This is a genomic window from Micromonospora lupini str. Lupac 08 (assembly GCF_000297395.2).
Classification (GTDB): Bacteria; Actinomycetota; Actinomycetes; order Mycobacteriales; family Micromonosporaceae; genus Micromonospora; species Micromonospora lupini.
Genome location: NZ_HF570108.1, coordinates 2,377,746 through 2,400,844, shown reverse-complemented (window position 1 = coordinate 2,400,844; position 23,099 = coordinate 2,377,746). Strand labels below are relative to the sequence as shown.

The following is a 23,099-nucleotide window of genomic DNA, read 5'->3' as shown; positions in this document are numbered from 1 at the left end:
CGGAGCTGTCGAGGGACAACATCCGCCCCGTCGTGAACTGTCCCGACTTCCGGTTCGGCGTGTTGGACCGGGTCGGGCTGACATCCTTGATCGTTGGCACGAGGGCCCTCCCGGGTCAGTCCCTACTGCGCGAGTGCGGTCCGCCGCCACTCGAAGCGGGCGGACACGGCGAACACCGCGGACAGGACGAAGAGTCCCGCGACCATCAGCCACTCGACCGTGCCGTCGTGGTTGTCGGGCTCGAAACCGAACGCCTCGAGCCAGTCCTTCCAGAGGAGGGTCAGCACGAACAGCACTCCGAAAAGGGCCGCTGACGCGATCTCGACCCAGAAGCGGGTCCGAACCGTGCGCCGTGGAGGATTCACGTCCCGCTCCTCGCCAGGAGAACCATGAGTTTCTATTGCCGCAGCGTAGGCCGATCCGCAGGCAGTGGGCGTCCGGTAGGCGACAGCGCACCCGATGATGCGCCATCAGCAAACCCGGCGGGCTGGAGCGCAACGAGAAGGAGTGGCTGTCCGACACGGACAGCCACTCCTTTGCCGTTCACGTCGAGATCAGCCGGCGAGATACTTCGCGAGGTCGTCGAGGATCTTGTTGGCGGCGCCGACGCCGATGCCTGTCATCCAGACCTCGTCCGAGACCGGGTACGCCTTGCCGGCCTTGACCGCGCCGAGGCCCTTCCACAGGGTCCCACCGGCCACCTTGGCCTGCTCGGCGGCGGCCTTGTCGCCGTACGCGGTCACGAAGATGACGTCGCCGTCGACCTCGTTGATCCGCTCGGGGCTGACGAGGTCGAAGCGCTTGTCCTCCTTGTTGGCGAGCATCTGCCGCTCGGGGCGGCCGAGGCCGGTGTCGCCGATGACGATGCCGGAGAAGGATTCCGGGCCGTACACCCGGATGTTGCCCGGGATGAACCGCACGATCGACACCTTGCGGGCGGCCGGGTCGCCGAGCGTGGCGCCGAAGTCCTTGGCCCGCTTCTCGTACGCCCCGAGCAGGTCCTTGGCCTGCTGCTCGCGGCCGAGCGCCCTGCCGTCGAGGAGGAAGTTGTCCTTCCAGGTGATGCCCACCTTGTCGGTGAACACGGTGGGCGCGATGGCGGCCAGCTCGTCGTAGAACTTCTCCTGGCGGAACTTGCTGCCGAGGATGAGGTCCGGCTTGAGGGCGTTGATCGCCTCCAGGTCGGGCTCGGCGAGCACACCGACCTCCTTGATGCCGGCGAGCTTGTCCGCGCCGAAGTACGTCGGCCAGCTCTTCGCCTCGCCGGCGGTAGCGGCGCCGACGGGTGTGATGCCCAGCGACAGCGCCGTGTCGATCTTGTCGGTGTCGAGCACGACGACGCGCTTCGGCGCGGCCGGGACCTTGGTGGTGCCCATGGCGTGGGTGATCTCCCGGGTCTCCCCGGTGGCGGAGCCGGCGACCGGGTCGCTCTCACCGCAGGCGGTGAGGCCGGCCCCGAGGGCGACGGCCGCGGCGAGAGCGGCGACGAGACGACGCATCAGAGTCCTTTCGAGGGGTACGTGCCGGCGAGCGGGTTGGCCGCGTCGCCCGTGGCGGGTCGGGCGTCCGGCACGGACGCCGTCGACGAATTGGTGTGCGCGGGCACCACCAGCGGCGCGCCGGTCACCGGGCAGGGCACGACGACGCAGGCCAGCCCGAACACGTCACGGACCAGGTCGGCGGTGAGGATCTCCCGGGGTGGCCCGGCGGCCACCACCGCGCCGGCGCGCATCGCGATCAGGTGGTCGGCGTAGCGGGCGGCCTGGTTGAGGTCGTGCAGGACGGCGACCACTGTGCGGCCGCGCTCGACGCGCAGCCGGTGCAGCAGATCCAGCACCTCTACCTGGTGGGCCAGGTCGAGGAAGGTGGTCGGCTCGTCCAGCAGCAGGGCGTCGGTGTCCTGGGCCAGGGTCATGGCGATCCACACGCGTTGCCGCTGGCCGCCGGAGAGGCTGTCCACCGGCCGGTCGGCCAGGTCGGCCACGTCGGCCAGGTTCATCGCCTCGTCCACGGCCGCGCCGTCGTCGGACGACCACTGCCGCCACCACCGCTGGTACGGCTGCCGGCCGCGCCCGACCAGGTCGGCCACCGTGACGCCCTCGGGCACCAGCGGGCTCTGCGGCAGGACGCCGAGCCGGCGGGCCACGTCGCGGGTGGGCAGATCGCGGATGGCCGTGCCGTCCAGCAGGACCGTGCCGCGCCGTGGGGTCAGCAGCCGGGCCATCGTGCGCAGCAGGGTGGACTTGCCGCAGGCGTTGGGCCCGACGATGACGGTGAACGCGTCGGTCGGCAGGTCCAGGGTGAGCCCGTCGAGCACGGTCCTCTCGTCGTAGCCGACGACCAGGTCCCGGGTGGAGAGCATCACACGACTCCTCGCAGGCGTCACGACGACCGCCGTCGTCCACGGAGCAACAGGAAGATCAGGTACGGGCCGCCGATCGCGGCGGTCAGCACACCGGCCGGCAGTTGGGTGGGTGCGAGCAGCCGCCGGCCGGCCAGGTCGGCAAGCACCAGCAGCAGCGCGCCGAGCAGCGCGGCGCAGACCAGCGGGGGCCGTTCGGCGCGGACCAGCCGGCGGGCCAGCTGCGGCGCGACAAGCGCCACGAAGTCGACGGCGCCGACCTGGGCGGTGGCCATCGCGGCGACGAGCACGCCGGTGCCGGCGAGCCCGATCCGGCGGGCCACCGGACGCAGCCCGACACCGCGCGCGGTGTCGTCGTCCAGGGCGGTGCTGTTCAGGGCCCAGCCAGCCCAGGCCAGCACCGGCAGCAGCACCAGCAGGGTGCCGGCGATCCAGGCGGCCTCGGTCCAACCCTTGCCGGCCAGGGTGCCGATCAGCCAGATCTGTGCCCGCAGGCCGTCGATCGGGTCGGCGGTGAGCATGACCACCTCGGTGAGCGCCCGGAAGGCGAACGCGACCGCCACGCCGGCGAGGACGAACCGCTGCGCGGCCAGTCCGTGCCGGGCGCCGAGGGCGAACAGCAGCACCGCCGCCAGCAGGCCGCCGACCAGCGCGCTGGGCGCCACCAGCACCGCCGCCGCGCCGCTGGTCAGGGCCACTGTCGCGGCGAGGCCGGCGCCCTGGGTGATGCCGATGACGTCCGGGCTGGCGAGGGGGTTGCGCGCCACACTCTGGATCAGCGTGCCGGCCACGCCGAAGGCCGCCCCGGCCACCGCGGCCAGCACGATCCGGGGCAACCGCAGATCAAAGACGACGAGGTCGTACGGGGTCCCGGCGCCGGAGAGGGCGCGCAGCACGTCGGCCGGGGCGACGTACGGGGTGCCGAGGCAGAGGCTGAGCAGCATCGCGAGCAGGAGCAGCACGGTCAGCACGGCGGCGACCAGCACCGCCCGGCGGCGGATCTGCAGGCTGACCGGGCCGACCCGCAGCAGCGACCGCCCCGGCAGCCGGGCACTGTCGACACCGGCCGAGCCGGCGGTGCCTGCCGGGCCGGGGACGGGGCGCTGGGTGGTCGTCACGCGGTCACCACCCGGGCGCGGCGGACCAGCACGGCCAACAGCGGCGCGCCGATCAGGGCGGTGATGATCCCGGCCGGTATCTCGCCGGGCGGGGCGACCAGCCGGCCGACGACGTCGGCGCCGAGCAGCAGCGCGGGCCCGAGCAGCGCGGAGACGGCGAGGGTCCAGCGGTGGTCCGCGCCGACCAGGGCGCGGGCCAGGTGCGGCACGGCCAGCCCGACGAACGCGACCGGCCCGGCTGCGGCCACCGCGGCACCGGTCAGCAGCACCGCGGCGAGGCCGCCACCGAGGCGGACCAGCCCGATGCGGTGGCCCAGGCCGCGGGCCACGTCGTCGCCGAGGGCCAGCGCGTCCAGACCGCGGGCCACCAGGGCCGCGAGCAGCAGGCCGACGAGGACGAACGGCAGCACCTGGGCGGTGACGCCGAGGTCCCGGCCGGCCAACCCGCCGACCACCCAGAACCGGTACTCCTCGAAGGTGCGGGCGTCGATGCTGAGCAGCGCGTACACCCCGGAGGCGAGGCTGGCGTCGAGCGCCGCGCCGACAAGCGCGAGGGTGACCGGGCTGGCGCCCTCGCGGGCCCGGCTGGCGATGGCGAAGACCAGCAGCCCGGCGACAAGCGCCCCGGCGATGCCGAACCACACGTAGCCGGCGAGCGTGCCGACGCCGAAGACCGAGATGGCGAGCACCACGCCGAACGACGCGCCGGCGCTGATGCCGAGGATGCGGGGCTCGGCGAGGGGGTTGCGGGTGAGCGCCTGGAACAGCACTCCGGCCACGGCGAGCGCGAGCCCGACGGCGAGGCCCAGGGCGGTACGCGGCATGCGCAGTTCCCGGACGATCGTGCTCGCGTCGCTGCCGTCCGGCGCGACGAGGGCGTGCCAGACCGCACCGACACCGAGTTGCCGACTGCCCAGCGCGAAGCTCGCCAGCACGGCGAGGAGCAGCACCAGCGCGGCTCCGGCGGTGACGGCCACCCGTCGGCCGGTACGGGCACCGGACCGGTTGCGGGCCGGCGTCGGCCGGGCGGCGAGGGTGGTCACGAGTCTCCTGCACGTTCGAGCTTAGGTTCGCCTAACCTTAGCCGACCTGCGGAAAGCGACCTAACCGGCGTCTGTCGATACCGACGCCTCCGGTACGCCCGCCGCCGCACCGTCCCCGGCCGCCGCGCCGCCGCCGGGCAGCACGTTCAGTGGCCGCATCATCTCGTTGTCCTCGTGCTCCAGCAGGTGACAGTGCCAGGCATAGCGGCCCGGCAGGTCGAAGCGCGCCTTGATCCGGGTCACCTCCCAGGGGTACGCGAGCACCGTGTCCATCCGCCCCCGCTCCCCCGGCGACGGCTGCACCTGGCCCGAGTGCCCACGGCCGAGCACCTCGAACTGGGCCTGGTGCAGGTGGACCGGATGGACGAGCCGGGTGAAGTTGCGCACCTCCCACACCTCGGTGGCGCCCACGATGGGCTGCTCGGTCACGGGGTCGCTCCAGCGCATCGGCCGGCCCCGGCCATGCTCGTCGAGGGTGCCGAGCAGCATCGTCATCGACCCCGACGGGCCGGACATCCGCTCGTTGAGCGACAACCGCCGGACCCGGTCGGCCGTCGGCAACCGAGGAGGTGCCGGCAGCCGCAGCTGCTCCGGCGGCACGCTCGGGTCCGAGCCGGTGGCCTCGGTGACCACGAAGCGCAGCACCTGCCCGGTGGTGCGCGGGTCGGCCGGCGGGAAGTCCACCCCGGGCCGGCCACCGCGGTACGCCCAGTCGGGCCCCTCGTTGACGAGGTACAGCTCGGTACCGACGGGCACGTCGGTGAAGTCGACGATGACGTCGGCCCGCTGGGCGGGGCCGAGGGTCACGCGTTCGTGTGACACCGGCTCGGGCAGGAAGCCGCCGTCGCTGCCGATCTGCCAGATCGGCAGCACCGGGCGGGCCGGCCGCGCGGTGGCGTGGGCGGCCACGCTCAGCAGCAGGAAGCGGTTGTTGCAGCCGTTGAGCAGGCGGAACCGGTAGCGCCGCCGCTGCACCGTCAGGCTGGGCCAGGTGCGGCCGTTGACCACGATTGTGGAGCCGGTGCCGGGCGACGAGTGCCCGCCCGGGTAGAGCAGGTCACCGCCGGCGGTGAAGCTGCGGTCCTGGATCATCAGCGGAATGTCGTGGTAGCGGGTGTCCGGCGGGTCGTCCTGCGCCGGGCCGGGGCCGGGCAGCACCCCGTCCGGCAGGTCGCCGGTGCCGCCGAGCAGGTAGAACCCGGCCGGTCCGGCGTAGACGTTCTGGGCGGTGGCCCCCAACGTGTGGTCGTGGTACCAGAGGGTGGCGGGCGCCTGGTCGTTGGCGTACTCGAAGGTGGCCGAGCCCGCGGACCAGCGCAGGCTGGAACGCTCGGTGAAGCGGGACCGGAACTCGTCGTACGCGCTGCCGCAGACGGCGAAGTCGGACGGCAGGTCACGGGCGACCGGGAGGTACCACGCCTCGGCGTGGCCGTCGCTCTCCTGCGGGCTGTGCCCGCCGTGCAGGTGCACCACCTGGGGCACCGGCCCGCGGTAGCCCCGCCGGTCGCCGTCGCGGTGGCCGTGCTGGTCCCGTTCCGCGTTTCCGCCGGCCGGGTTGGCCCAGTGCAGGGTGGGGTCGATCGGCAGCAGGTGCGGCAGGAAGTCGCCCCGGTCGTCGACGAGCTGGTTGACCCAGGTCACGCGCACCGGGTGGTCCACCCGCGCCACGATGCTCGGCGCCGGGTAGCCGAAGCTGCCGGGGTGGGCGGTGGAGCCGTAACCCCACACCGTCGTACGCGGCCAGGACGGCGGCAGGATCTGCTGGCGGAACTGCCGCACCGCGATGACGTACGTGTCCCGCTCCGGGCCGGTCGACACCGCCGGCATGGCCGGTGGGATCCGCAGCGGCGCGACGTACTTCGGGATGTCGGCGGCGTGCAGCGCCGGCCCGGCGAGCGCTCGGCCCGCGGCCGTGGAGCCCGCCGGGACCAGCATCGCGGCGCCTCCTGCGGCACCGGCGGCGAGCAACCCTCGTCTGGTGACCATGCCACACCTCCCATTCGCGTTGGATCCTCGATAAGAGAATGAGTTTCGCGGACGGGAACAAGTGCGACAGAACGCCGATGACACCCGTAAGAGGAACATTCCCCTTCACTCCCGCCATAGGGTGTGACCATGCGATTCGACAGGCACACGGTCGTCCTCCTGGTCCGGCCGTCGGATCCGCCGGACCTGCCACCGGAGGCGCTCGACCGGGTGCAGAGCGCCCACCTGGCCCATCAGGCCGGATTCGTGGAGCAGGGGCTGGTGCTGGCGGCCGGGCCGCTGCTGGACGGCGACGACGGCCAACTGCGGGGCTTCGTCGTGTTCTCGATCTCCCCGGAGGAGGTGCGCGGGCTCTACGCCGACGATCCGGCCGTCCGCGCCGGCCTGCTCGTCGCACGGGTGACGAGTTGGATGGTGCCGGAGGGCAACGTGCGGTTCGAGAGCGTGGCGATGCCCAAGTCGATGCTGGAGGCGGCCGCGGGCGACTGAGGCCAGCCGCGCAGGCCCTCGACGGTCAGGCGCGCAGGCCCTCGGGGTCAGCCGCGCAGACCCTCGATCGGGACCACCCGCAGATCTTTCACCGTGCCGACGATCACCCGCAGCGACGGGAAGTAGGCACCGAGCACGTGCCCGCACCTGTCGCAGGGCTCGACGACCTCGCGTCCCCGGTCGGTGACCGTGACGATCGTCTCCAGGTCGGTCACGCCCTGGGTGGCGGCGGCGCCGATCACTACCAGTTCCGCGCAGGTTTCCCCGCTGTCGTGCCGGACGTTCACGCCGGAGAAGACCCGACCGTCGGTGGTCCGGGCGGCCGACGCGCCGGTGTGGCGCTGGCTGCGGCACCGCAGTTTGGCGACCGCCGAGGCGGCCTGCACCAACGCCCGGTCGGTGTCCCGCAGCTCCATCCCGGCCCCCCAGCGCTCGACGTCGGCCGCAACTCTAGACCGCCGTCCGAGCGCCGACGGACCCCTCACGCGGGTAACCCAGGGGCGGTCCGCCGCCGCGCTGCCTATCCTTGGGCACGACATGCAGAATCCAGCCGCCTCCGCCGCGACCGATCCCGTCCGCGAGCTGCACCGCCGCCTCGATCCCCTGATGTTCCGCGACCAACGCCGGCTCCAGCGGCGCCTCGACGGTGCCCGCAGGCTGCGCGACCCGCAGCGCCGGGAGGCGGCGCTGACCGAGATCACCGCCGAGCTGGCCCGGGCCGAGCAACGGCTGGCCGCCCGACGGGCGGCGGTGCCGGTCATCACGTACCCGGCCGGGTTGCCGGTCAGCGACCGCAAGGACGACATCGCCGCCGCCATCCGTGATCACCAGGTGGTGATCGTGGCCGGCGAGACCGGCTCCGGCAAGACCACCCAGATCCCCAAGATCTGCCTGGAGCTGGGGCGCGGCGTGCACGGCCTGATCGGGCACACCCAGCCCCGACGGTTGGCGGCCCGGACGGTGGCCGACCGCATCGCCGACGAGCTGGGCACCGAGCTGGGCGACGTGGTCGGCTACAAGGTGCGCTTCACCGACCAGGTCAGCGAGCGCAGCCTGGTCAAGCTGATGACCGACGGCATCCTGCTGGCCGAGTTGCAGACCGACCGGATGCTGCGCCAGTACGACACGCTGATCATCGACGAGGCGCACGAGCGCAGCCTCAACATCGACTTCATCCTCGGGTACCTGCGGGAGCTGCTGCCCCGACGACCCGACCTCAAGGTGATCATCACGTCGGCGACCATCGAGACCGACCGCTTCGCCCGGCACTTCGCCGGTCCACCCACCGCCGACGAGCCGCAGGGCGTGCCCGCCCCGGTGGTGGAGGTCTCCGGGCGCACCTACCCGGTGGAGGTGCGCTACCGGCCGCTGGTCGAGCTCGCCGAGGGCGAGGAGGACGGCGACGCCGCCGACGAGGAGAACGTCCGCGACCAGATCCAGGCGATCGGCGACGCCGTCGAGGAGCTGGCCGCCGAGGGTCCCGGCGACATCCTGGTCTTCCTCAGCGGCGAACGGGAGATCCGCGACACCGCCGACGCGCTGGGCAAGCTGGTGCAGTCCAAGCGCTCGCTGCTCGGCACCGAGATCCTGCCGCTGTACGCGCGGCTGTCCAGCGCCGAACAGCACCGGGTCTTCGCCGCGCACTCCTCGCGTCGGGTGGTGCTCGCCACAAACGTCGCGGAGACCTCGCTGACCGTGCCCGGCATCAAGTACGTGGTGGACCCGGGCACCGCGCGGATCTCCCGCTACTCCAGCCGGCTCAAGGTGCAGCGGCTGCCGATCGAGCCGGTCTCCCAGGCATCGGCAAACCAGCGCAAGGGCCGCTGCGGCCGTACGTCGGACGGCATCTGCATCCGCCTCTACGACGAGCAGGACTTCCTGTCCCGCCCCGAGTTCACCGACCCGGAGATCCTCCGCACCAACCTGGCGTCGGTCATCCTCCAGATGACCGCGATCGGGCTCGGCGACCTGGCCGCGTTCCCGTTCATCGACCCGCCGGACAAGCGCAACATCACCGACGGCGTCAACCTGCTGCACGAGCTGGGCGCGTTGGACCCGACCGAGGCCGACCCGGCGAAGCGGCTCACCGCGCTGGGCCGTCGGCTGGCCCAGTTGCCTGTCGACCCACGCCTGGCCCGGATGGTCGTCGAGGGCGAACGCAACGGCTGCGCCACCGAGGTGCTGGTGATCGCCGCCGCGCTCTCCATCCAGGACCCGCGCGAGCGGCCTGCCGAGAAGCAGGCCCAGGCCGACCAGGCGCACGCCCGGTTCGCCGACAAGGAGTCGGACTTCGTCGCGTACCTCAACCTGTGGCGCTACCTGCGCGAGCAGCAGCGGGAGCTGTCGTCAAGCGCGTTCCGCCGGATGTGCAAGGCGGAGTACCTGAACTACCTGCGGATCCGCGAGTGGCAGGACATCGTCAGCCAGTTGCGCCAGGTGCTGCGTACCCCACAGCAGGAGGGCGACCGGCGGGGTGGGCGGCCGGCGCGCGACACCGCGGACGACGCGGACGCCGGCCGGGGTGCGGGCCGCCGCGGCGGCGCGGACCTGCCGGAGGAGATCGACACCCCGAAGGTGCACCAGTCGCTGCTGCCGGGCCTGCTGTCGCACATCGGCCTGAAGGACGCCCAGAAACACGAGTACCTGGGGGCGCGGGGCGCGAAGTTCGGGATCTTCCCCGGGTCGGCGCTGTTCAAGAAGCCGCCGCGCTGGGTGATGGCCGCCGAGCTGGTGGAGACCTCCCGGCTGTGGGGCCGCATCGCCGGTCGGGTCGAGCCGGAGTGGGTCGAGCCCCTCGCGCAGCACCTGGTCAAGCGCAGCTACAGCGAGCCGCACTGGGAGAAGAAGCAGGCCGCGGTGATGGCCTACGAGAAGGTCACCCTGTACGGCATTCCCCTGGTCACCTCCCGCAAGGTCAACTTCGGGCGGATCGACCCGGCGCTGAGCCGGGAGCTGTTCATCAGGCACGCCCTCGTCGAGGGCGACTGGCAGACCCACCACCAGTTCTGGGCGGACAACAAGCGGCTGCTCGCCGAGATCGAGGAGCTGGAGAGCAGGGCCCGCCGCCGGGACATCCTGGTCGACGACGAGACCATCTTCGGCTTCTACGACCAGCGGATCCCCGCCGACGTCTCCTCGGGGCGGCACTTCGACAGCTGGTGGAAGAAGACCCGCCGGGAGCAGCCCGACCTGCTCACCTTCACCCGCGACGTGCTGGTGAACGACGGCCGGCCCGGGGTGGACGAGAACGACTACCCGGACGAGTGGCAGGCCGACGGGGTGAGTCTGCCGCTTACCTACCGCTTCGAGCCGGGCACGCCGGACGACGGCGTCACAGTGGACATCCCGCTGCCGCTGCTCAACCAGGTGCCGGCGGAGAGCTTCGACTGGCAGGTGCCCGGGCTGCGCGAGGAGACGGTGATCGCGCTGATCCGCTCGCTGCCCAAGGCGATCCGCCGCAACTTCGTCCCGGTGCCGGACTACGCCCGCGCCGCGCTCGCCGCGATCACCCCGGGCGAGGAGGCGCTGCTGGACGCGCTCACCCGCCAACTGCGGCGGATGACAGGTGTCACAGTGCCCCGCGACGCCTGGGAGCCGGCCAAGCTGCCGGCGCACCTGCGGGTGACCTTCCGGGTCCTCGGCGACGACGAGAAGCCGGTCGCCGAGGGCAAGGACCTGCCGACCCTGCAACGTCAACTCCGCCAGGAGGTACGCCAGGTGGTGGCGGCCGCCGCGCCGGAGATCGCCCGTACCGGGCTGCGGGAGTGGAGCATCGGCACGCTGCCGCGAACCATCGAGCAGGTGCGCGCCGGCTACGCGGTGACCGCGTACCCGGCGCTCGTCGACGAGGGCGCCACGGTCGGGGTGAAGGTGTTCGACTCCCCCGCCGAGGCGGAGGCGGCGCACTGGGCCGGCACCCGCCGGCTGCTGCGGCTCACCGTCCCGTCCCCGGCGCGGTTCCTGCAGGGGCGGCTCAGCAACGAGGCGAAGCTGGCGCTGAGTCGCAACCCGCACGGCGGCGTGCAGGAGCTGATCGAGGACGCGGCCGGCGCGGCCATCGACCGGCTGATCGGCGACGCCGGCGGGCCGGCCTGGGACGCCGAGGGCTTCGCGGCGCTGCGGGAGAAGGTCCGCGCCGACCTGGTCGACACAGTCGTCGAGGTGATGGACCGGGTCCGCCGGGTGCTCGCCGCCGCGTACGCCGTGGAGCAGCGGCTCGGCGCCACCCGCAACCTCGCCGTGATGGCGGCGCTCGCCGACATCCGCAAGCAGCTCGCCGGGCTGGTGCACGCCGGTTTCATCACCGAGACCGGGTACGCCCGCCTGCCCGACCTGCTGCGCTACCTCACCGCCATCGAGCGCCGACTGGACCGCCTGGGCGGCAACCCGCAGCGGGACCGCCAGCAGCAGGACCGGATCGCGGTCGTGCAGAAGGAGTACGACGACCTGCTCGCCGCCCTGCCGCCGGCACGCCGGCAGCAGACGGCCGTCCGGCAGATCCGCTGGATGATCGAGGAGTTGCGGGTGAACGTCTTCGCCCAGGCGCTGGGCACCCCGTACCCCGTCTCCGAGCAGCGGATCTACCGGGCGATGGACGACGCGGAGGGCCGTTGACCCGCCGGCCGGCGGGCGGGAGGCGTCAGCGCGCCGGGACCGAGAGCCCTCGGGCGACCGGGACGCCGCGCACCGACGTGGTCAGCGCCGCGCCGCGGGCCTCCGTGGCGGTGGGCGTCCACCAGGCCTGGTTCTCCCGGTACCAGTCGAAGACCTCGCTGAGCCCGTCGGAGAACCGGATCCGCGGCTCGAAGCCGAGCTCCTCGGAGATCTTGCGGTAGTCCAACGAGTACCGCTGGTCCTGCACCTTGCGGTCCGACACGTGCCGGACCCGTTCCCAGCCGGCGCCGGCCAGCTGCAGGATCCGCTCGGCGAGCGCCCGGTTGGTCAGCTCGACGTCGCCGCCGATGTTGTAGACCTCGCCGGCGCGGCCCTTGGCCAGCACCAGCGCGATGGCCCGGCAGTGGTCGTCGACGTGCAGCCACTCGCGCACGGCGCTGCCGTCGCCGTGCAGGGTGATGTCCTGGCCGGTGAGCAGGCTGGTGACGAAGCGGGGGATGACCTTCTCCACGTGCTGGTACGGCCCGTAGTTGTTGGCGCAACGCGTGATGGAGACGTCCACGTCGTAGGTGCGCCAGTACGAGCGGACCACGCAGTCGCTGGCCGCCTTGGACGCCGCGTACGGGGAGTTGGGTTCGAGAACGCAGGTCTCGTTCCAGGAGCCCTCGCTGATCGAGCCGTACACCTCGTCGGTGGAGACGTGCACGACCCGGCCGACGCCACTGCGCGCGCACGCGGCCAGCAGCAGGTGGGAGCCCATCACGTTGGTCTCGAAGAACGGCGCGGGGTCGTCGATGGACCTGTCGACGTGCGACTCGGCGGCGAAGTGCACCACCGCGTCGTGGCCGGGAACCAGCTCCGCGAGCAACTGTGCATCGCAGATGTCCCCGCGGACGAAGGTCAGGCGGGGGTGCACGGCCGGCAGGTTGGCCCGATCACTGGCGTACGTCAGCTTGTCGATCACCGTGACGTCGCAGTGCTCGAACCCGGTGTAACCGCCACCGAGCAGACTGCGTGCGAAGTGTGAACCGATGAAGCCGGCACCGCCGGTAACCAGGATCCTCATGTGTGGCCCTCCTGCCCGGCGCGAAGCGCCCACCGACAAACTCTGCTGAGTTGAATGGGGCTTTTGCCCGCGCAAGAACCCACCTTAGGTGATCGCCATGGACACTGAGGGTGATATTCCGACGTTGCGCGCGATTTGACCCAGCGGGTCGGAAACCGGGGCCCGATCAGCGGGGATCCACACCCGGAGGGAGGTCGTCGCTGTCGATCGCGGACTGCACGTAGTCGAGCAGGATCCGCCGCAGCTCGCGGCCGGCGTGCGTCGGCACGACGTCGCGGCGGCGGGCCACGGCGATGGTCCGCCGCACCCCGGGGGGCGCCAGCGGCGTGATGCGCACCCCGGGCCTGCGGGCCAGCACGATGCCGGGCACCAGCGCGATGCCGAGCCCCGCCTCGACGAAGCTGAGCACCGCGTCCATCTCACCGCCGTCCACCGCGAAGGTGGGTTCGAAGCCCGCCTCGCGGCACGCCTGGATGGTGGCGTCGCGCAGGTCGTAGCCTTCCCGGAACATGACCATCGGCTGGTCGCGCAGGTCGGTGATGCGCAACTCGCCGGTGGGCGAGGCGGTCGGCACCTCCCCCACCGAGGCCACCACCAGGCTCTCGCGCAGGATCGGGTCGACCCGCAGACCCGGGTCCGCGCCCTGGGCCGGCATGATGATCAGAGCCAGATCGAGGTCCCCGCGGAGCAGGTTCCGGACGAGATCCTGGGAACCACCCTCCTCGACCCGCAGGTCGACGGTGGGGTGCGCGTCGCGGAACCGGCGCAGCACCGGTGGGGCGAGCGAGGTGGCCAGGCTCGGGGTCGCGCCGAGCCGGACGCGCCCCCGCCGCAGCCCGACCAGCTCCTGCACCTCCCGCGTCGCGGTCTCCACGTCGGCGAGGATCCGGGTCGCCAACGGCAGGAGCACCTCGCCGGCCGCGGTGAGAGCGATGTTGCCCCTTACCCGCTCGAACAGCGGAGCGCCGAGGTCGGTCTCCAGGGCGTGAATTTGCTTACTCAGCGAGGGCTGCGTGATGCCCACGATGTCGGCGGCTTGGGTGAAATGTCGTACTTCGGCCACCGCAACGAAGTACCGGAGCTGATGGAGCTGCATCTACATAGCCTACGGCTATCAACACTACGAGTTTGATGCATTGGACGACTGATCGAAGTGCTCCTAGCGTCGGTCCCGTGGTAATCACGAAAACTCGGTCGCCCATCCGCTCGAACGTCGGCCTCAAGGCCGTCATGGCGGTGACGGGCATTCTGCTGGTGCTGTTCCTCATCGTGCACATGCTGGGGAACCTGAAGATCTTCACGGGGGAGACCTCGTTCGACCACTACGCGCACTGGCTGCGCGACATCGGCACGCCGCTGCTGCCCCACACCTGGTACCTGTGGATCCAGCGCACCGTGCTCACCGTCGCCGTGGTGGCCCACATCGTCGCCGCCACCGTGCTGGCCCGGCGCGCACGCGCCGCCCGCCCGGTGAAGTACGCCCACCGCAAGAAGGTCCGGGGCAGCTACGCGGCCCGCACCATGCGCTGGGGTGGCGTGATCATCCTGCTCTTCGTGATCTACCACATCCTGGACCTGACCACCGGTCACCTGAACCCGCAGGGCGACGCCAGCAACCCGTACGGCAACGTCGTCGCCGACTTCGCGCCGGAGCGCTGGTACGTCACGCTCTTCTACACCCTGGCGATCGTCACGGTGGGCTTCCACCTGCGCCACGGCGCGTTCAGCGCGTTCCGCAGCCTCGGCCAGCAGACGCCCCGCGGCGAGCGCCGGGCGCGCGCCGGCGCGCTCGTCCTCGCCGTGGCGCTCTGCGCCGGATACCTGGTGGTCCCGTTCGCCGTTCTCACCGGATTGGTGTCCTGACATGGAACTCTTCACCGAGGGCGACCCGATCGCCGACACGAAGGCTCCCACCGGCCCGGTCGAGAAGCGCTGGGAGACCCGCCGCTTCGAGGCCAAGCTGGTCAACCCGGCCAACCGCCGCAAGATGACGGTGATCGTGGTCGGCACCGGCCTGGCCGGTGGTTCGGCCGCGGCGACGCTTGCCGAGCAGGGCTACCACGTCAAGTCCTACTGCTACCAGGACAGCCCGCGCCGCGCGCACTCCATCGCGGCGCAGGGCGGCATCAACGCGGCGAAGAACTACCGCAACGACGGCGACTCGGTGCACCGGCTGTTCTACGACACCGTCAAGGGCGGCGACTTCCGCTCCCGCGAGTCGAACGTGCACCGCCTGGCCGAGGTGTCGGTGAACATCATCGACCAGTGCGTCGCCCAGGGCGTGCCGTTCGCCCGCGAGTACGGCGGTCTGCTGGACACCCGCTCCTTCGGTGGCGCCCAGGTGCAGCGCACCTTCTACGCCCGGGGCCAGACGGGCCAGCAGCTGCTGCTCGGCGCGTACCAGGCCCTGGAGCGGCAGATCGGCCTGGGCAACGTCGAGATGAACGCCCGGCACGAGATGCTGGAGCTGGTCATCGTCGACGGCAAGGCCCGCGGCATCGTCGTCCGGGACCTCGTCACCGGCGAGATCAGCACCGAGATGGCCGACGCGGTCGTGCTCGCCTCCGGCGGCTACGGCAACGTCTTCTACCTCTCCACAAACGCCAAGGGCTGCAACGTCACCGCCACCTGGCGGGCGCACCGCAAGGGCGCGTACTTCGCCAACCCCTGCTACACGCAGATCCACCCGACCTGCATCCCCGTCTCCGGCGACCACCAGTCGAAGCTGACCCTGATGAGCGAGTCGCTGCGCAACGACGGCCGGGTCTGGGTGCCGAAGACCAAGGGCGACGACCGCAACCCGCGCGACATTCCCGAGGACGAGCGGGACTACTACCTGGAGCGGATCTACCCGTCCTTCGGCAACCTGGTCCCCCGCGACATCGCCTCCCGCGCGGCGAAGAACGTGTGCGACGAGGGTCGGGGCGTCGGGCCGACCAAGCTCGGCGTCTACCTCGACTTCGCCGACGCGATCGACCGGCTGGGCCGCAAGGCCATCGAGGCCAAGTACGGCAACCTCTTCGAGATGTACGAGCGCATCACCGGCGAGGACCCGTACGAGGTGCCGATGCGCATCTACCCCGCCGTGCACTACACGATGGGCGGCCTCTGGGTCGACTACGACCTCCAGTCGAGCATCCCCGGCCTGTTCGTGATCGGCGAGGCGAACTTCTCCGACCACGGCGCGAACCGGCTCGGTGCCTCGGCGCTGATGCAGGGCCTGGCCGACGGCTACTTCGTGCTGCCCACCACGATCGCCAACTACCTGGCCTCGGGCGGGTTGGAAAAGGTCGACGCCAGCCACCCGGCGGCGGTCGAGGCGCGTACCGACGTCGAGGACCGGATCCAGCGGCTGCTGGCGGTCAACGGCGACCGGACCGTGGACTCGTTCCACCGCGAGCTGGGCCAGATCATGTGGGAGCACTGCGGCATGGAGCGCAGCGAGGCCGGGCTGCGCAAGGCGATCGACGAGATCCGTGCCCTGCGCGAGCAGTTCTGGCAGCGGGTCAAGGTGTCCGGCACCGGCGAGGAGCTCAACCAGTCGCTGGAGAAGGCCGGCCGGGTGGCCGACTTCTTCGAGCTGGCCGAGCTGATGTGCATCGACGCCCTGCACCGCGAGGAGTCCTGCGGCGGCCACTTCCGGGCCGAGCACCAGACCCCCGACGGCGAGGCGCAGCGCGACGACGACCGGTTCGCGTACGTGGCGGCCTGGGAGTTCACCGCCACCGGTGAGCCCTCGGTGCTGCACAAGGAAGACCTGAAGTTCGAATACGTCCACCCCACGCAGCGGAGCTACAAGTGAACCTGACCCTGCGCATCTGGCGCCAGAAGGGCCCTGAGGACAAGGGTCGGATGGTGACCTACCCGGTCGACGACGTGTCCCCGGACATGTCGTTCCTGGAGATGCTCGACGTGCTCAACGAGCGGCTGATCCTCGCCGGCGAGGACCCGGTGGCGTTCGACCACGACTGCCGCGAGGGCATCTGCGGCATGTGCGGCCTGATGATCAACGGTGACGCGCACGGGCCGCAGCGCGGCACCACCGCGTGCCAACTGCACATGCGGCAGTTCACCGACGGCGAGACGATCGACATCGAACCGTGGCGGGCCAGCGCCTTCCCGGTCATCAAGGACCTCGTGGTCAACCGGGGCGCCTTCGACAAGATCATCGCTGCCGGCGGCTACATCACCGCGCCGACCGGCAGCGCGCCCGAGGCGCACTCCACCCCGGTCGCCAAGGCCAACGCGGACGCCGCCTTCGAGTCGGCGGCCTGCATCGGCTGCGGCGCCTGCGTGGCGGCCTGCCCGAACGGCTCCGGCATGCTCTTCACCGCCGCCAAGCTCACCCAGCTCTCGCTGCTGCCGCAGGGCCAGCCGGAGCGCTACACCCGGGTGATCGGCATGGTCGACGCGCACGACGAGGCCGGCTTCGGCGGCTGCACGAACGCCGGCGAATGCACCCCGGCCTGCCCGAAGGGCATCCCGCTGAACACCATCGGCCGCCTCAACCGCGACTACCTCGCGGCCACCACGAAGGGCGCCGGCAACACTCCCGGCGCCTGACACGACAGCTCCATCCAGACCGCCGTACCCGCCTCGGGTCACGGCGGTCTGGTCTTTCTGCCGCGGCGGTGGGTCGGGACGACCGTCCTGGCTTCAGGCAGCCCGACCGTCCCCTGGCGCCGGGCGGTCCGGTCTGTGGCCGCCATGGCGGGTTGGGGCGAAGGTCCCCGGCCCCGGGCGGTCAGGCTTGATCCCTGCGCCGGGGACGGTCGCCCCAACCCTGACCCTGGTCGCCGTGCGTCCGCCCGTTGCGCTGCTGCTGGGGTACGCCGGTAGTTTCCGGCCGCCAACGCGCCGGCGCATCCCGGTCCCCCTGTGACCTACGCGCCAGCCCGAGCCGGCACGAGCCCAGCCCAAGCCCGAACCCCAACCCGCCAAGCCCGAAACGCGGCCCAGCCCACCCCAGCCCAAGCCCGAATCCCAGCCCCGCCTAAAGCCCGAAACCCAGCCCAGCCCAGCCCAGCCCAGGCCAGCCTTGCCCAGCCGGTCGCATGATCGACTTCATATCGCCGATGTGGCGTCATCCTGTCGATGGGAAACCGCCATGTCGGCGACACGGAGTCGATCATGCGGGCGCGTGGCCAGAAGCCGCACCGAGAAACGGTCGTAAGGTGCCAATCGCTCGAATGAGCTCCGCACAGGCGGTCGCAACCGCTTGATCCACTCGGGTTCCAGGAAGTCGGCCTGTCCCCACGCCCCGGATACCGCGACTTCAAGGAAGACGATTCGATCAAGCGGAAGCGGCCACACGGCACCCGCCCACCAGCGACACCAGCGAAAGCACGCACGGGTAGAGCAGCCACGGCAGGGGCCAGCCAGAGGCAGGGGCCAGCACGGACAGGGGCCAGCCAGGGGGTAGGGGTCCAGCCACGCCCGGGAGCACCACCCTTTGGAGCCGGGCGGCAGGAGGCGACCACGGGCTGGGGGGCGAACACGGGTAGGGCCAGCCACGGGCAGGGCCCAACCACGACAGGAGCCAGCACGGACGGGGCCAGCACGGACGGGGCCAGCACGGACGGGGCCAGCACGGACGGGGCCAGCACGGCAGGGGCCAACCACGGGCAGGCGGCAGCCACGGGCAGGGGCCGCCACGGACAGGGACCAACCACGGGCTGGGGGCGACCGTGCCCGGCGGAGGGATCAAGCCTGACCGCCCGGAGCCGGGGACGGTCGCCCCCAGCCCCAACCGCAACCACCGACAAAACCGAGGCCACCGAGCCGAGACCCCAAGGCCCAGACCACCAGGCCAGACCACCAAGCCCACACCACCAGGCCCAGACGCCATCGGAGCGGAGTCGGTTCAACTGCTCCTTCCCGGGTAGCAAGTCAGGCAGGACCGAGGGAGGGCAGCCGGACATGAAGGCGTTGACCTGGCAGGGCAAGCGGGACGTACGGGTCGAGGAGGTGCCGGATCCCCGGATCGAGGCGCCGACCGACGCGATCGTCAAGATCACGTCCACGGCGATCTGCGGCTCGGATCTGCACCTGTACGAGGTGTTGGGTCCGTACCTGAAGCCCGGTGACGTCCTGGGCCACGAGCCGATGGGCATCGTCGAGGAGGTCGGGTCGGAGGTGACCGGGCTCAAGCCCGGCGACCGGGTGGTGGTGCCGTTCAACATCTCGTGCGGCAGTTGCTGGATGTGTCGCCGTCAGCTCTACGCCCAGTGTGAGACGACCCAGGTGACAAGCGAGGGCAAGGGCGCGGCGCTGTTCGGCTACACCTCGCTCTACGGGTCGGTGCCGGGGGGCCAGGCCGAGTACCTGCGGGTGCCGCAGGCCCACTTCGGACCGATCAAGATTCCCGAGACCGGCGCCGACGAGCGCTACCTCTATCTCTCCGACATCCTGCCCACCGCCTGGCAGGCGGTGAAGTACGCGGACACGCCACCGGGCGGCACCCTGGCCGTCTTCGGGCTGGGCCCGGTCGGTCAGTTCTGCGCCCGGATCGGCCGCCACCTCGGCGCGGGACGGGTCATCGGTCTGGATCTGGTGCCCGAGCGGCTGGAGCTGGCCCGGCGGCACGGCATCGAGGTGCTCGACGTCCGCGAGTTGTCCGACGTGCCGGGCGCCCTGATCGACCTGGTCGACGGGCGGGGGCCGGACGCCGTCATCGACGCGGTGGGCATGGAGGCGCACGGCTCGCCGGTCGGCAAGCTGGCCCACGCGGCTGTCGGGCTGCTGCCGGACAAGCTCGCCCAGACGATGACCGACCGCGTCGGCACGGATCGGCTCGCCGTCCTGCACGCCGCGGTGAAGGCTGTCCGTCGTGGTGGCACCGTCTCGCTCTCCGGCGTGTACGGGGGCGAGGCCGACCCGATGCCGATGATGGAGATGTTCGACCGGGGGATCCAGTTGCGCATGGGGCAGTGCCACGTGCGCCGGTGGACCGACGAGATCCTGCCGCTGCTCTCCGGCGACGACGATCCCCTGGGCGTGGAGGACCTGCGTACGCACCGGCTGCCGCTGAGCGAGGCGCCGCGGGCGTACGACATGTTCCAGAAGAAGGAGGACGGCTGCATCAAGGTCGTGCTCGCACCTTGAGCCGGGTGGTGGTGGTCGCCGGCGCGACCAGCGGGATCGGCCGGGCGACGGCCCGGGCGTTCGCCGAGCGCGGCGACCGCCTGGTGCTCGCGGCCCGCGCGCCGCAGACCCTCGCCGAGGTACGCGAGGAGTGCGCGGGCGTCGAGGCGCTGACCGTGCCGACGGACGTCACCGAGCCGGGCGCGCTGGAGGCGCTGGCGGAGGCGACGATCGAGCGGTTCGGGCGCATCGACGTCTGGGTGCACACGGCGGCGGTGATGGCCTACGGACGTTTCGACGAGTTGCCGGAGCGGGTGTTCGAGCAGGTGGTGCGGACGGATCTGCTGGCCGCGGCGGGTGCGGCCCGGGTGGCGCTGCGGCACTTCCGGGCGACCGGCGCCGGCACGCTGATCCTCACCGGATCGGTGCTCGGGCACATCACCGCGCCGTACATGAGCGCCTACGTGGCCAGCAAGTGGGGGTTGCAGGGGTTGGCCCGCACGCTGCAGCAGGAGTTGCGCGACAGCCCGGACATCCGGCTGTGCCTGGTCAATCCGGGCAGCGTGGACACGCCTGTGTATCAGCAGGCGGCCAACTACCTCGGCCAGGTCGGCCGGCCTCCGCCGCCGGTCGCCGGCCCGCAGCGGGTGGCGCGGGCCATCGTCGACTGCGTGGACCGGCCCCGCCGGGAGGTGTCGGTGGGTCGGCTGAACGTGGTGCTGCGGGCCGGCTTCACCGTGCTGCCGGGCGTCTACGACGTGCTGGTCGGGCCGTTGATGCGCCTGGCCGGCCTGAGCGGTCGGCCGGTCGGGGCGCACGACGGCACGGTGTTCGCGCCGAACCCGGCCGGTGAGTCGGTCCGCGGCGGCCACCTGCCCGACCTGCGGCAGCTCGTGTCCGGACCGGTCGGGGCGGTGGGTGCCGCGCTGCGTCGACGGTTCGGCTGAACTGTTCGGGCCTGTTCGGGACAACGGGGGGCCACTGTGGACCGATCAACTCGCCTAGGGTGGTGGGCCGGCAAGCGCTCCGGCGCCCCACGACGGGAGAGACGATTGACCATCCGACTGAACCGCAGGACGGCACTCGGGCTGGGGACAGTGGCCACGGCCGGCACAGTGCTCGGCGCGGCCGCCCCGGCCAGCGCCGCCGAGAACACCGAGGAGACCCCGACCACCCCGGCCCGGGCCGCCCGCCGGGTCGCCGCCGTCTTCGACAGGCACAGCACCGAGGCCGGTGGTAACTGGCAGGCGTACGTCAGCGTGGCCGACCCGGCGGGCCCGCCGGTCGTCGCGGTCGCGGCCGACGCGGACCGACGGATCGAGGCGTACAGCGTCAACAAGATCGCGGTGGCCACGGCGGTGCTGGACAAGGTCGACCGAGGGCTGCTGACGCTGGACCAGCGGGTCGACGTGACCGCCGCGATCGTCGTGCCGGGCGGCGACGGCATCTTCAGCCTGGACGGCGCGTACCCGAGCAGCGTGACCCTCGGGCACGTGCTGGCCAACCTGCTGACCGTCTCCGACGACACGGCGGTGCGGCTGTGCGGGCTTGTCGCACCGGCCGCCGAGATCAACTCGATCCTGGTCGCGAAGGGTTTCCCGAACACCCAGGTCGAGCCCGTGGCCAACCCGAACCGGTTCTTCCTCGGCACCAGCACCCCTCGGGAGACGCACGACCTGCTGCGCGCCCTGGTCGCCGGCACGCTGCTCTCGCCGGCCTCGACGACGCACCTGCTCGGGCTGCTGCGGTCCCCGGTGGCCTTCACCGACGGCATCCGGCGCACCATGTCCTCGGACGAGCGGGCCCGCGTCGCCACCAAGGCCGGCTGGTTCGCCGACGCCCGGCACGAGGCCGGGGTGATCTTCGACCGGTCCGGTGCGGCGGTGCTGACCTACGCGCTGTTCGCCGACGGACAGGCCGACCCGGACAACTTCGGCGCGACCCACCCGGCGGTGCAGGCCCGGGCCGCCATGGGTCCGAAGTTCCTGGCGGCGGTGGACCGGATCGCGGGCACGGGCAGGACGTTCCGGGCGCCCACCCGGCGCCCCAGCAACGGCGGCTGACTCCGCTCCCGGGCCGGTCGTCGGGTGACGGTCGGCCCGGTGCGGGCCACCGCCGGGGCGGGAACCGCCACGGGGACTACCGTGTAGTGCGGGACACGGCGGAGGGACGGCGATGGCGCCAGCGAAACGCACGGACGGGCAACGATCGCTCGGGCGACGGATGCGGGGAACGGCAGGGCTGGCCGCGCTGGCCGGCCTGGCCTGGGTGGCCCGGGACGTGCCGGCGGCGCTCGGCGGTCGGCTCGCCGGCGCCCGCGCCGAACGGGCGGCCCGCTCGCCGCAGTTCCGCGACGGCACCTTCCACAACCAGGCCGACACCCGCACGATGACCGCCGAGCCCGGTCGCAACCTGGTCCGCGAGCTGATCTTCGGTAAGCAGAAGCGTCGTCCGACCGCGCCGGTGCCGCTGCTGCGCCCCGGCACGCCGGCCGCCGCCGACACCGCCGGCGCCGCCGACGAGCTGAACATCATCTGGTACGGCCACGCCTCGGCGCTCATCGAGATCGAGGGTCGGCGGGTGCTGCTCGACCCGGTGTGGAGTGACCGCTGCTCCCCGTCCGGCCTGGTCGGCCCCCGCCGACTGCACGAGCCTCCGGTACGCCTGGACGAGCTCCCCCCGCTGGACGCCATCCTGATCTCGCACGACCACTACGACCACCTGGACATGCCCACCGTGCGGGCGCTGGTGGCCGGGCAGTCGGCGCCGTTCGTGGTGCCGCTCGGGGTGGGCGCCCACCTGGACCGCTGGGGTGTGCCCGCCGAGCGGATCATCGAGCTGGACTGGTCCGAGTGCCACCGGGTCGACGGGTTGGAGATCACCGCCACCGCCGCCCAGCACTTCTCCGGCCGGGGGCTGCGCCGCGACGGCACCCTCTGGAGCTCCTGGGTGGTCGCCGGGGCGCGGCGCAAGGTCTTCTACACCGGCGACTCCGGCTACTTCGCCGGGTACGCGGCGATCGGCGCCGAGCACGGGCCGTTCGACGTGACGTTGATGCAGATCGGCGCGTACGACCGGGCGTGGCCGACCATTCACATGTTCCCGGAGGAGGCGGTCGACGCCCACCTGGACCTGCGCGGCGGGCTGTTCATCCCGGTGCACTGGGCGACGTTCAACCTGGCGCTGCACGACTGGTCCGAGCCGGTCGACCGGCTCTGGGCGGAGGCCAAGGCCCGTGACATCCGGCTGGCCGTGCCCCGACCGGGCGAGCGGGTGGTGGTCGACGATCCGCCCGCCGTCGACGGTTGGTGGCAGTCCGTCGCCTGACGTCCGCAGGC

At 72.0% G+C, this 23,099-nt stretch carries 18 protein-coding genes; 9 read left to right on the top strand and 9 right to left on the bottom strand.

Translation table 11 applies throughout. From position 1 onward, the window contains the following. Positions 1-122 precede the first annotated feature (122 nt). The 6 genes from MILUP08_RS12120 to MILUP08_RS12095 form a co-directional block, all read right to left on the bottom strand. Complete coding sequence (locus MILUP08_RS12120) at positions 123-365, bottom strand: hypothetical protein (RefSeq protein ID WP_007457975.1); 243 nt, start codon at positions 363-365, stop codon at positions 123-125. A gap of 189 nt (positions 366-554) precedes the next feature. Continuing rightward, a complete protein-coding gene (locus MILUP08_RS12115; RefSeq protein WP_007457974.1) occupies positions 555-1,499 on the bottom strand; it encodes an ABC transporter substrate-binding protein in 945 nt (314 codons plus the stop codon). Next, on the bottom strand, positions 1,499-2,362 hold the full coding sequence (locus MILUP08_RS12110) for an ABC transporter ATP-binding protein (protein WP_007457973.1): 864 nt from the start codon (positions 2,360-2,362) through the stop codon (positions 1,499-1,501). Before MILUP08_RS12110 ends, MILUP08_RS12115 begins: the two co-directional genes overlap by 1 nt. A 20-nt stretch (positions 2,363-2,382) precedes the next feature. Next, entirely contained in the window at positions 2,383-3,480 is a 1,098-nt protein-coding gene (locus MILUP08_RS12105) for a FecCD family ABC transporter permease (protein WP_007457971.1), read from the bottom strand. Further along, a complete protein-coding gene (locus MILUP08_RS12100; RefSeq protein ID WP_007457970.1) occupies positions 3,477-4,523 on the bottom strand; it encodes a FecCD family ABC transporter permease in 1,047 nt (348 codons plus the stop codon). The genes MILUP08_RS12105 and MILUP08_RS12100 overlap by 4 nt, the downstream gene beginning before the upstream one ends. Positions 4,524-4,583: 60 nt before the next feature. Then, entirely contained in the window at positions 4,584-6,509 is a 1,926-nt protein-coding gene (locus tag MILUP08_RS12095; protein WP_007457968.1) for a multicopper oxidase family protein, read from the bottom strand. Positions 6,510-6,638: 129 nt separating this feature from the next. On the opposite strand from MILUP08_RS12095, the gene MILUP08_RS12090 reads away from it, so the two are divergent. Beyond that, positions 6,639-6,998 (top strand): YciI family protein, encoded by a 360-nt coding sequence (locus MILUP08_RS12090; RefSeq protein ID WP_007457966.1) that lies wholly within the window; start codon positions 6,639-6,641, stop codon positions 6,996-6,998. Between the two features lie 47 nt (positions 6,999-7,045). Here the strand turns inward: MILUP08_RS12090 and MILUP08_RS12085 are convergent, their stop codons facing one another. Continuing rightward, entirely contained in the window at positions 7,046-7,414 is a 369-nt protein-coding gene (locus MILUP08_RS12085; RefSeq protein ID WP_007457965.1) for a cytidine/deoxycytidylate deaminase family protein, read from the bottom strand. 121 nt (positions 7,415-7,535) lie between these two features. Here MILUP08_RS12085 and hrpA point away from each other — a divergent pair, with 121 nt between their 5' ends. Continuing rightward, positions 7,536-11,612, top strand: coding sequence for an ATP-dependent RNA helicase HrpA (hrpA, locus tag MILUP08_RS12080; protein ID WP_007457963.1), 4,077 nt, complete (start codon positions 7,536-7,538; stop codon positions 11,610-11,612). Positions 11,613-11,637: 25 nt separating this feature from the next. Here the strand turns inward: hrpA and rfbB are convergent, their stop codons facing one another. Continuing rightward, entirely contained in the window at positions 11,638-12,678 is a 1,041-nt protein-coding gene (gene rfbB / locus MILUP08_RS12075; RefSeq protein WP_007457961.1) for a dTDP-glucose 4,6-dehydratase, read from the bottom strand. Positions 12,679-12,844: 166 nt separating this feature from the next. Further along, positions 12,845-13,774, bottom strand: a complete 930-nt coding sequence (locus tag MILUP08_RS12070; RefSeq protein WP_007457960.1) for a LysR family transcriptional regulator — start codon at positions 13,772-13,774, stop codon at positions 12,845-12,847. Between the two features lie 35 nt (positions 13,775-13,809). On the opposite strand from MILUP08_RS12070, the gene MILUP08_RS12065 reads away from it, so the two are divergent. From MILUP08_RS12065 to MILUP08_RS12035, 7 genes are all read left to right on the top strand, one after another. Next, entirely contained in the window at positions 13,810-14,541 is a 732-nt protein-coding gene (locus tag MILUP08_RS12065) for a succinate dehydrogenase cytochrome b subunit (protein WP_193376573.1), read from the top strand. A 1-nt stretch (position 14,542) separates the two neighbouring features. Next, the gene (locus tag MILUP08_RS12060; protein ID WP_007457956.1) at positions 14,543-16,480 is read left to right on the top strand and encodes a fumarate reductase/succinate dehydrogenase flavoprotein subunit; all 1,938 of its coding nucleotides are present in this window, start codon (positions 14,543-14,545) and stop codon (positions 16,478-16,480) included. Then, positions 16,477-17,241, top strand: coding sequence for a succinate dehydrogenase/fumarate reductase iron-sulfur subunit (locus MILUP08_RS12055; RefSeq protein ID WP_007457954.1), 765 nt, complete (start codon positions 16,477-16,479; stop codon positions 17,239-17,241). The genes MILUP08_RS12060 and MILUP08_RS12055 overlap by 4 nt, the downstream gene beginning before the upstream one ends. A gap of 1,356 nt (positions 17,242-18,597) precedes the next feature. Beyond that, entirely contained in the window at positions 18,598-19,782 is a 1,185-nt protein-coding gene (locus MILUP08_RS12050) for a zinc-dependent alcohol dehydrogenase (RefSeq protein ID WP_007457950.1), read from the top strand. 5 nt (positions 19,783-19,787) lie between these two features. After that, complete coding sequence (locus tag MILUP08_RS12045; protein ID WP_237747252.1) at positions 19,788-20,708, top strand: SDR family NAD(P)-dependent oxidoreductase; 921 nt, start codon at positions 19,788-19,790, stop codon at positions 20,706-20,708. Positions 20,709-20,813: 105 nt separating this feature from the next. Continuing rightward, on the top strand, positions 20,814-21,824 hold the full coding sequence (locus tag MILUP08_RS12040) for a serine hydrolase (RefSeq protein WP_007457946.1): 1,011 nt from the start codon (positions 20,814-20,816) through the stop codon (positions 21,822-21,824). Between the two features lie 112 nt (positions 21,825-21,936). Next, complete coding sequence (locus MILUP08_RS12035; RefSeq protein WP_007457945.1) at positions 21,937-23,088, top strand: MBL fold metallo-hydrolase; 1,152 nt, start codon at positions 21,937-21,939, stop codon at positions 23,086-23,088. Positions 23,089-23,099 lie beyond the last annotated feature (11 nt).

Excerpts from the sequence above, each read along its gene's own strand:
- MILUP08_RS12035 (WP_007457945.1), top strand. The coding sequence starts at position 21,937 with ATGGCGCCAGCGAAACGCACGGACGGGCAACGATCGCTCGGGCGACGG.
- MILUP08_RS12070 (WP_007457960.1), bottom strand. The coding sequence starts at position 13,774 with ATGCAGCTCCATCAGCTCCGGTACTTCGTTGCGGTGGCCGAAGTACGA.
- MILUP08_RS12065 (WP_193376573.1), top strand. The coding sequence starts at position 13,810 with ATGCATTGGACGACTGATCGAAGTGCTCCTAGCGTCGGTCCCGTGGTA.
- MILUP08_RS12110 (WP_007457973.1), bottom strand. The coding sequence starts at position 2,362 with ATGCTCTCCACCCGGGACCTGGTCGTCGGCTACGACGAGAGGACCGTG.
- MILUP08_RS12085 (WP_007457965.1), bottom strand. The coding sequence starts at position 7,414 with ATGGAGCTGCGGGACACCGACCGGGCGTTGGTGCAGGCCGCCTCGGCG.
- MILUP08_RS12050 (WP_007457950.1), top strand. The coding sequence starts at position 18,598 with ATGAAGGCGTTGACCTGGCAGGGCAAGCGGGACGTACGGGTCGAGGAG.
- MILUP08_RS12095 (WP_007457968.1), bottom strand. The coding sequence starts at position 6,509 with ATGGTCACCAGACGAGGGTTGCTCGCCGCCGGTGCCGCAGGAGGCGCC.
- MILUP08_RS12060 (WP_007457956.1), top strand. The coding sequence starts at position 14,543 with ATGGAACTCTTCACCGAGGGCGACCCGATCGCCGACACGAAGGCTCCC.
- MILUP08_RS12115 (WP_007457974.1), bottom strand. The coding sequence starts at position 1,499 with ATGCGTCGTCTCGTCGCCGCTCTCGCCGCGGCCGTCGCCCTCGGGGCC.
- MILUP08_RS12090 (WP_007457966.1), top strand. The coding sequence starts at position 6,639 with ATGCGATTCGACAGGCACACGGTCGTCCTCCTGGTCCGGCCGTCGGAT.
- hrpA (WP_007457963.1), top strand. The coding sequence starts at position 7,536 with ATGCAGAATCCAGCCGCCTCCGCCGCGACCGATCCCGTCCGCGAGCTG.
- rfbB (WP_007457961.1), bottom strand. The coding sequence starts at position 12,678 with ATGAGGATCCTGGTTACCGGCGGTGCCGGCTTCATCGGTTCACACTTC.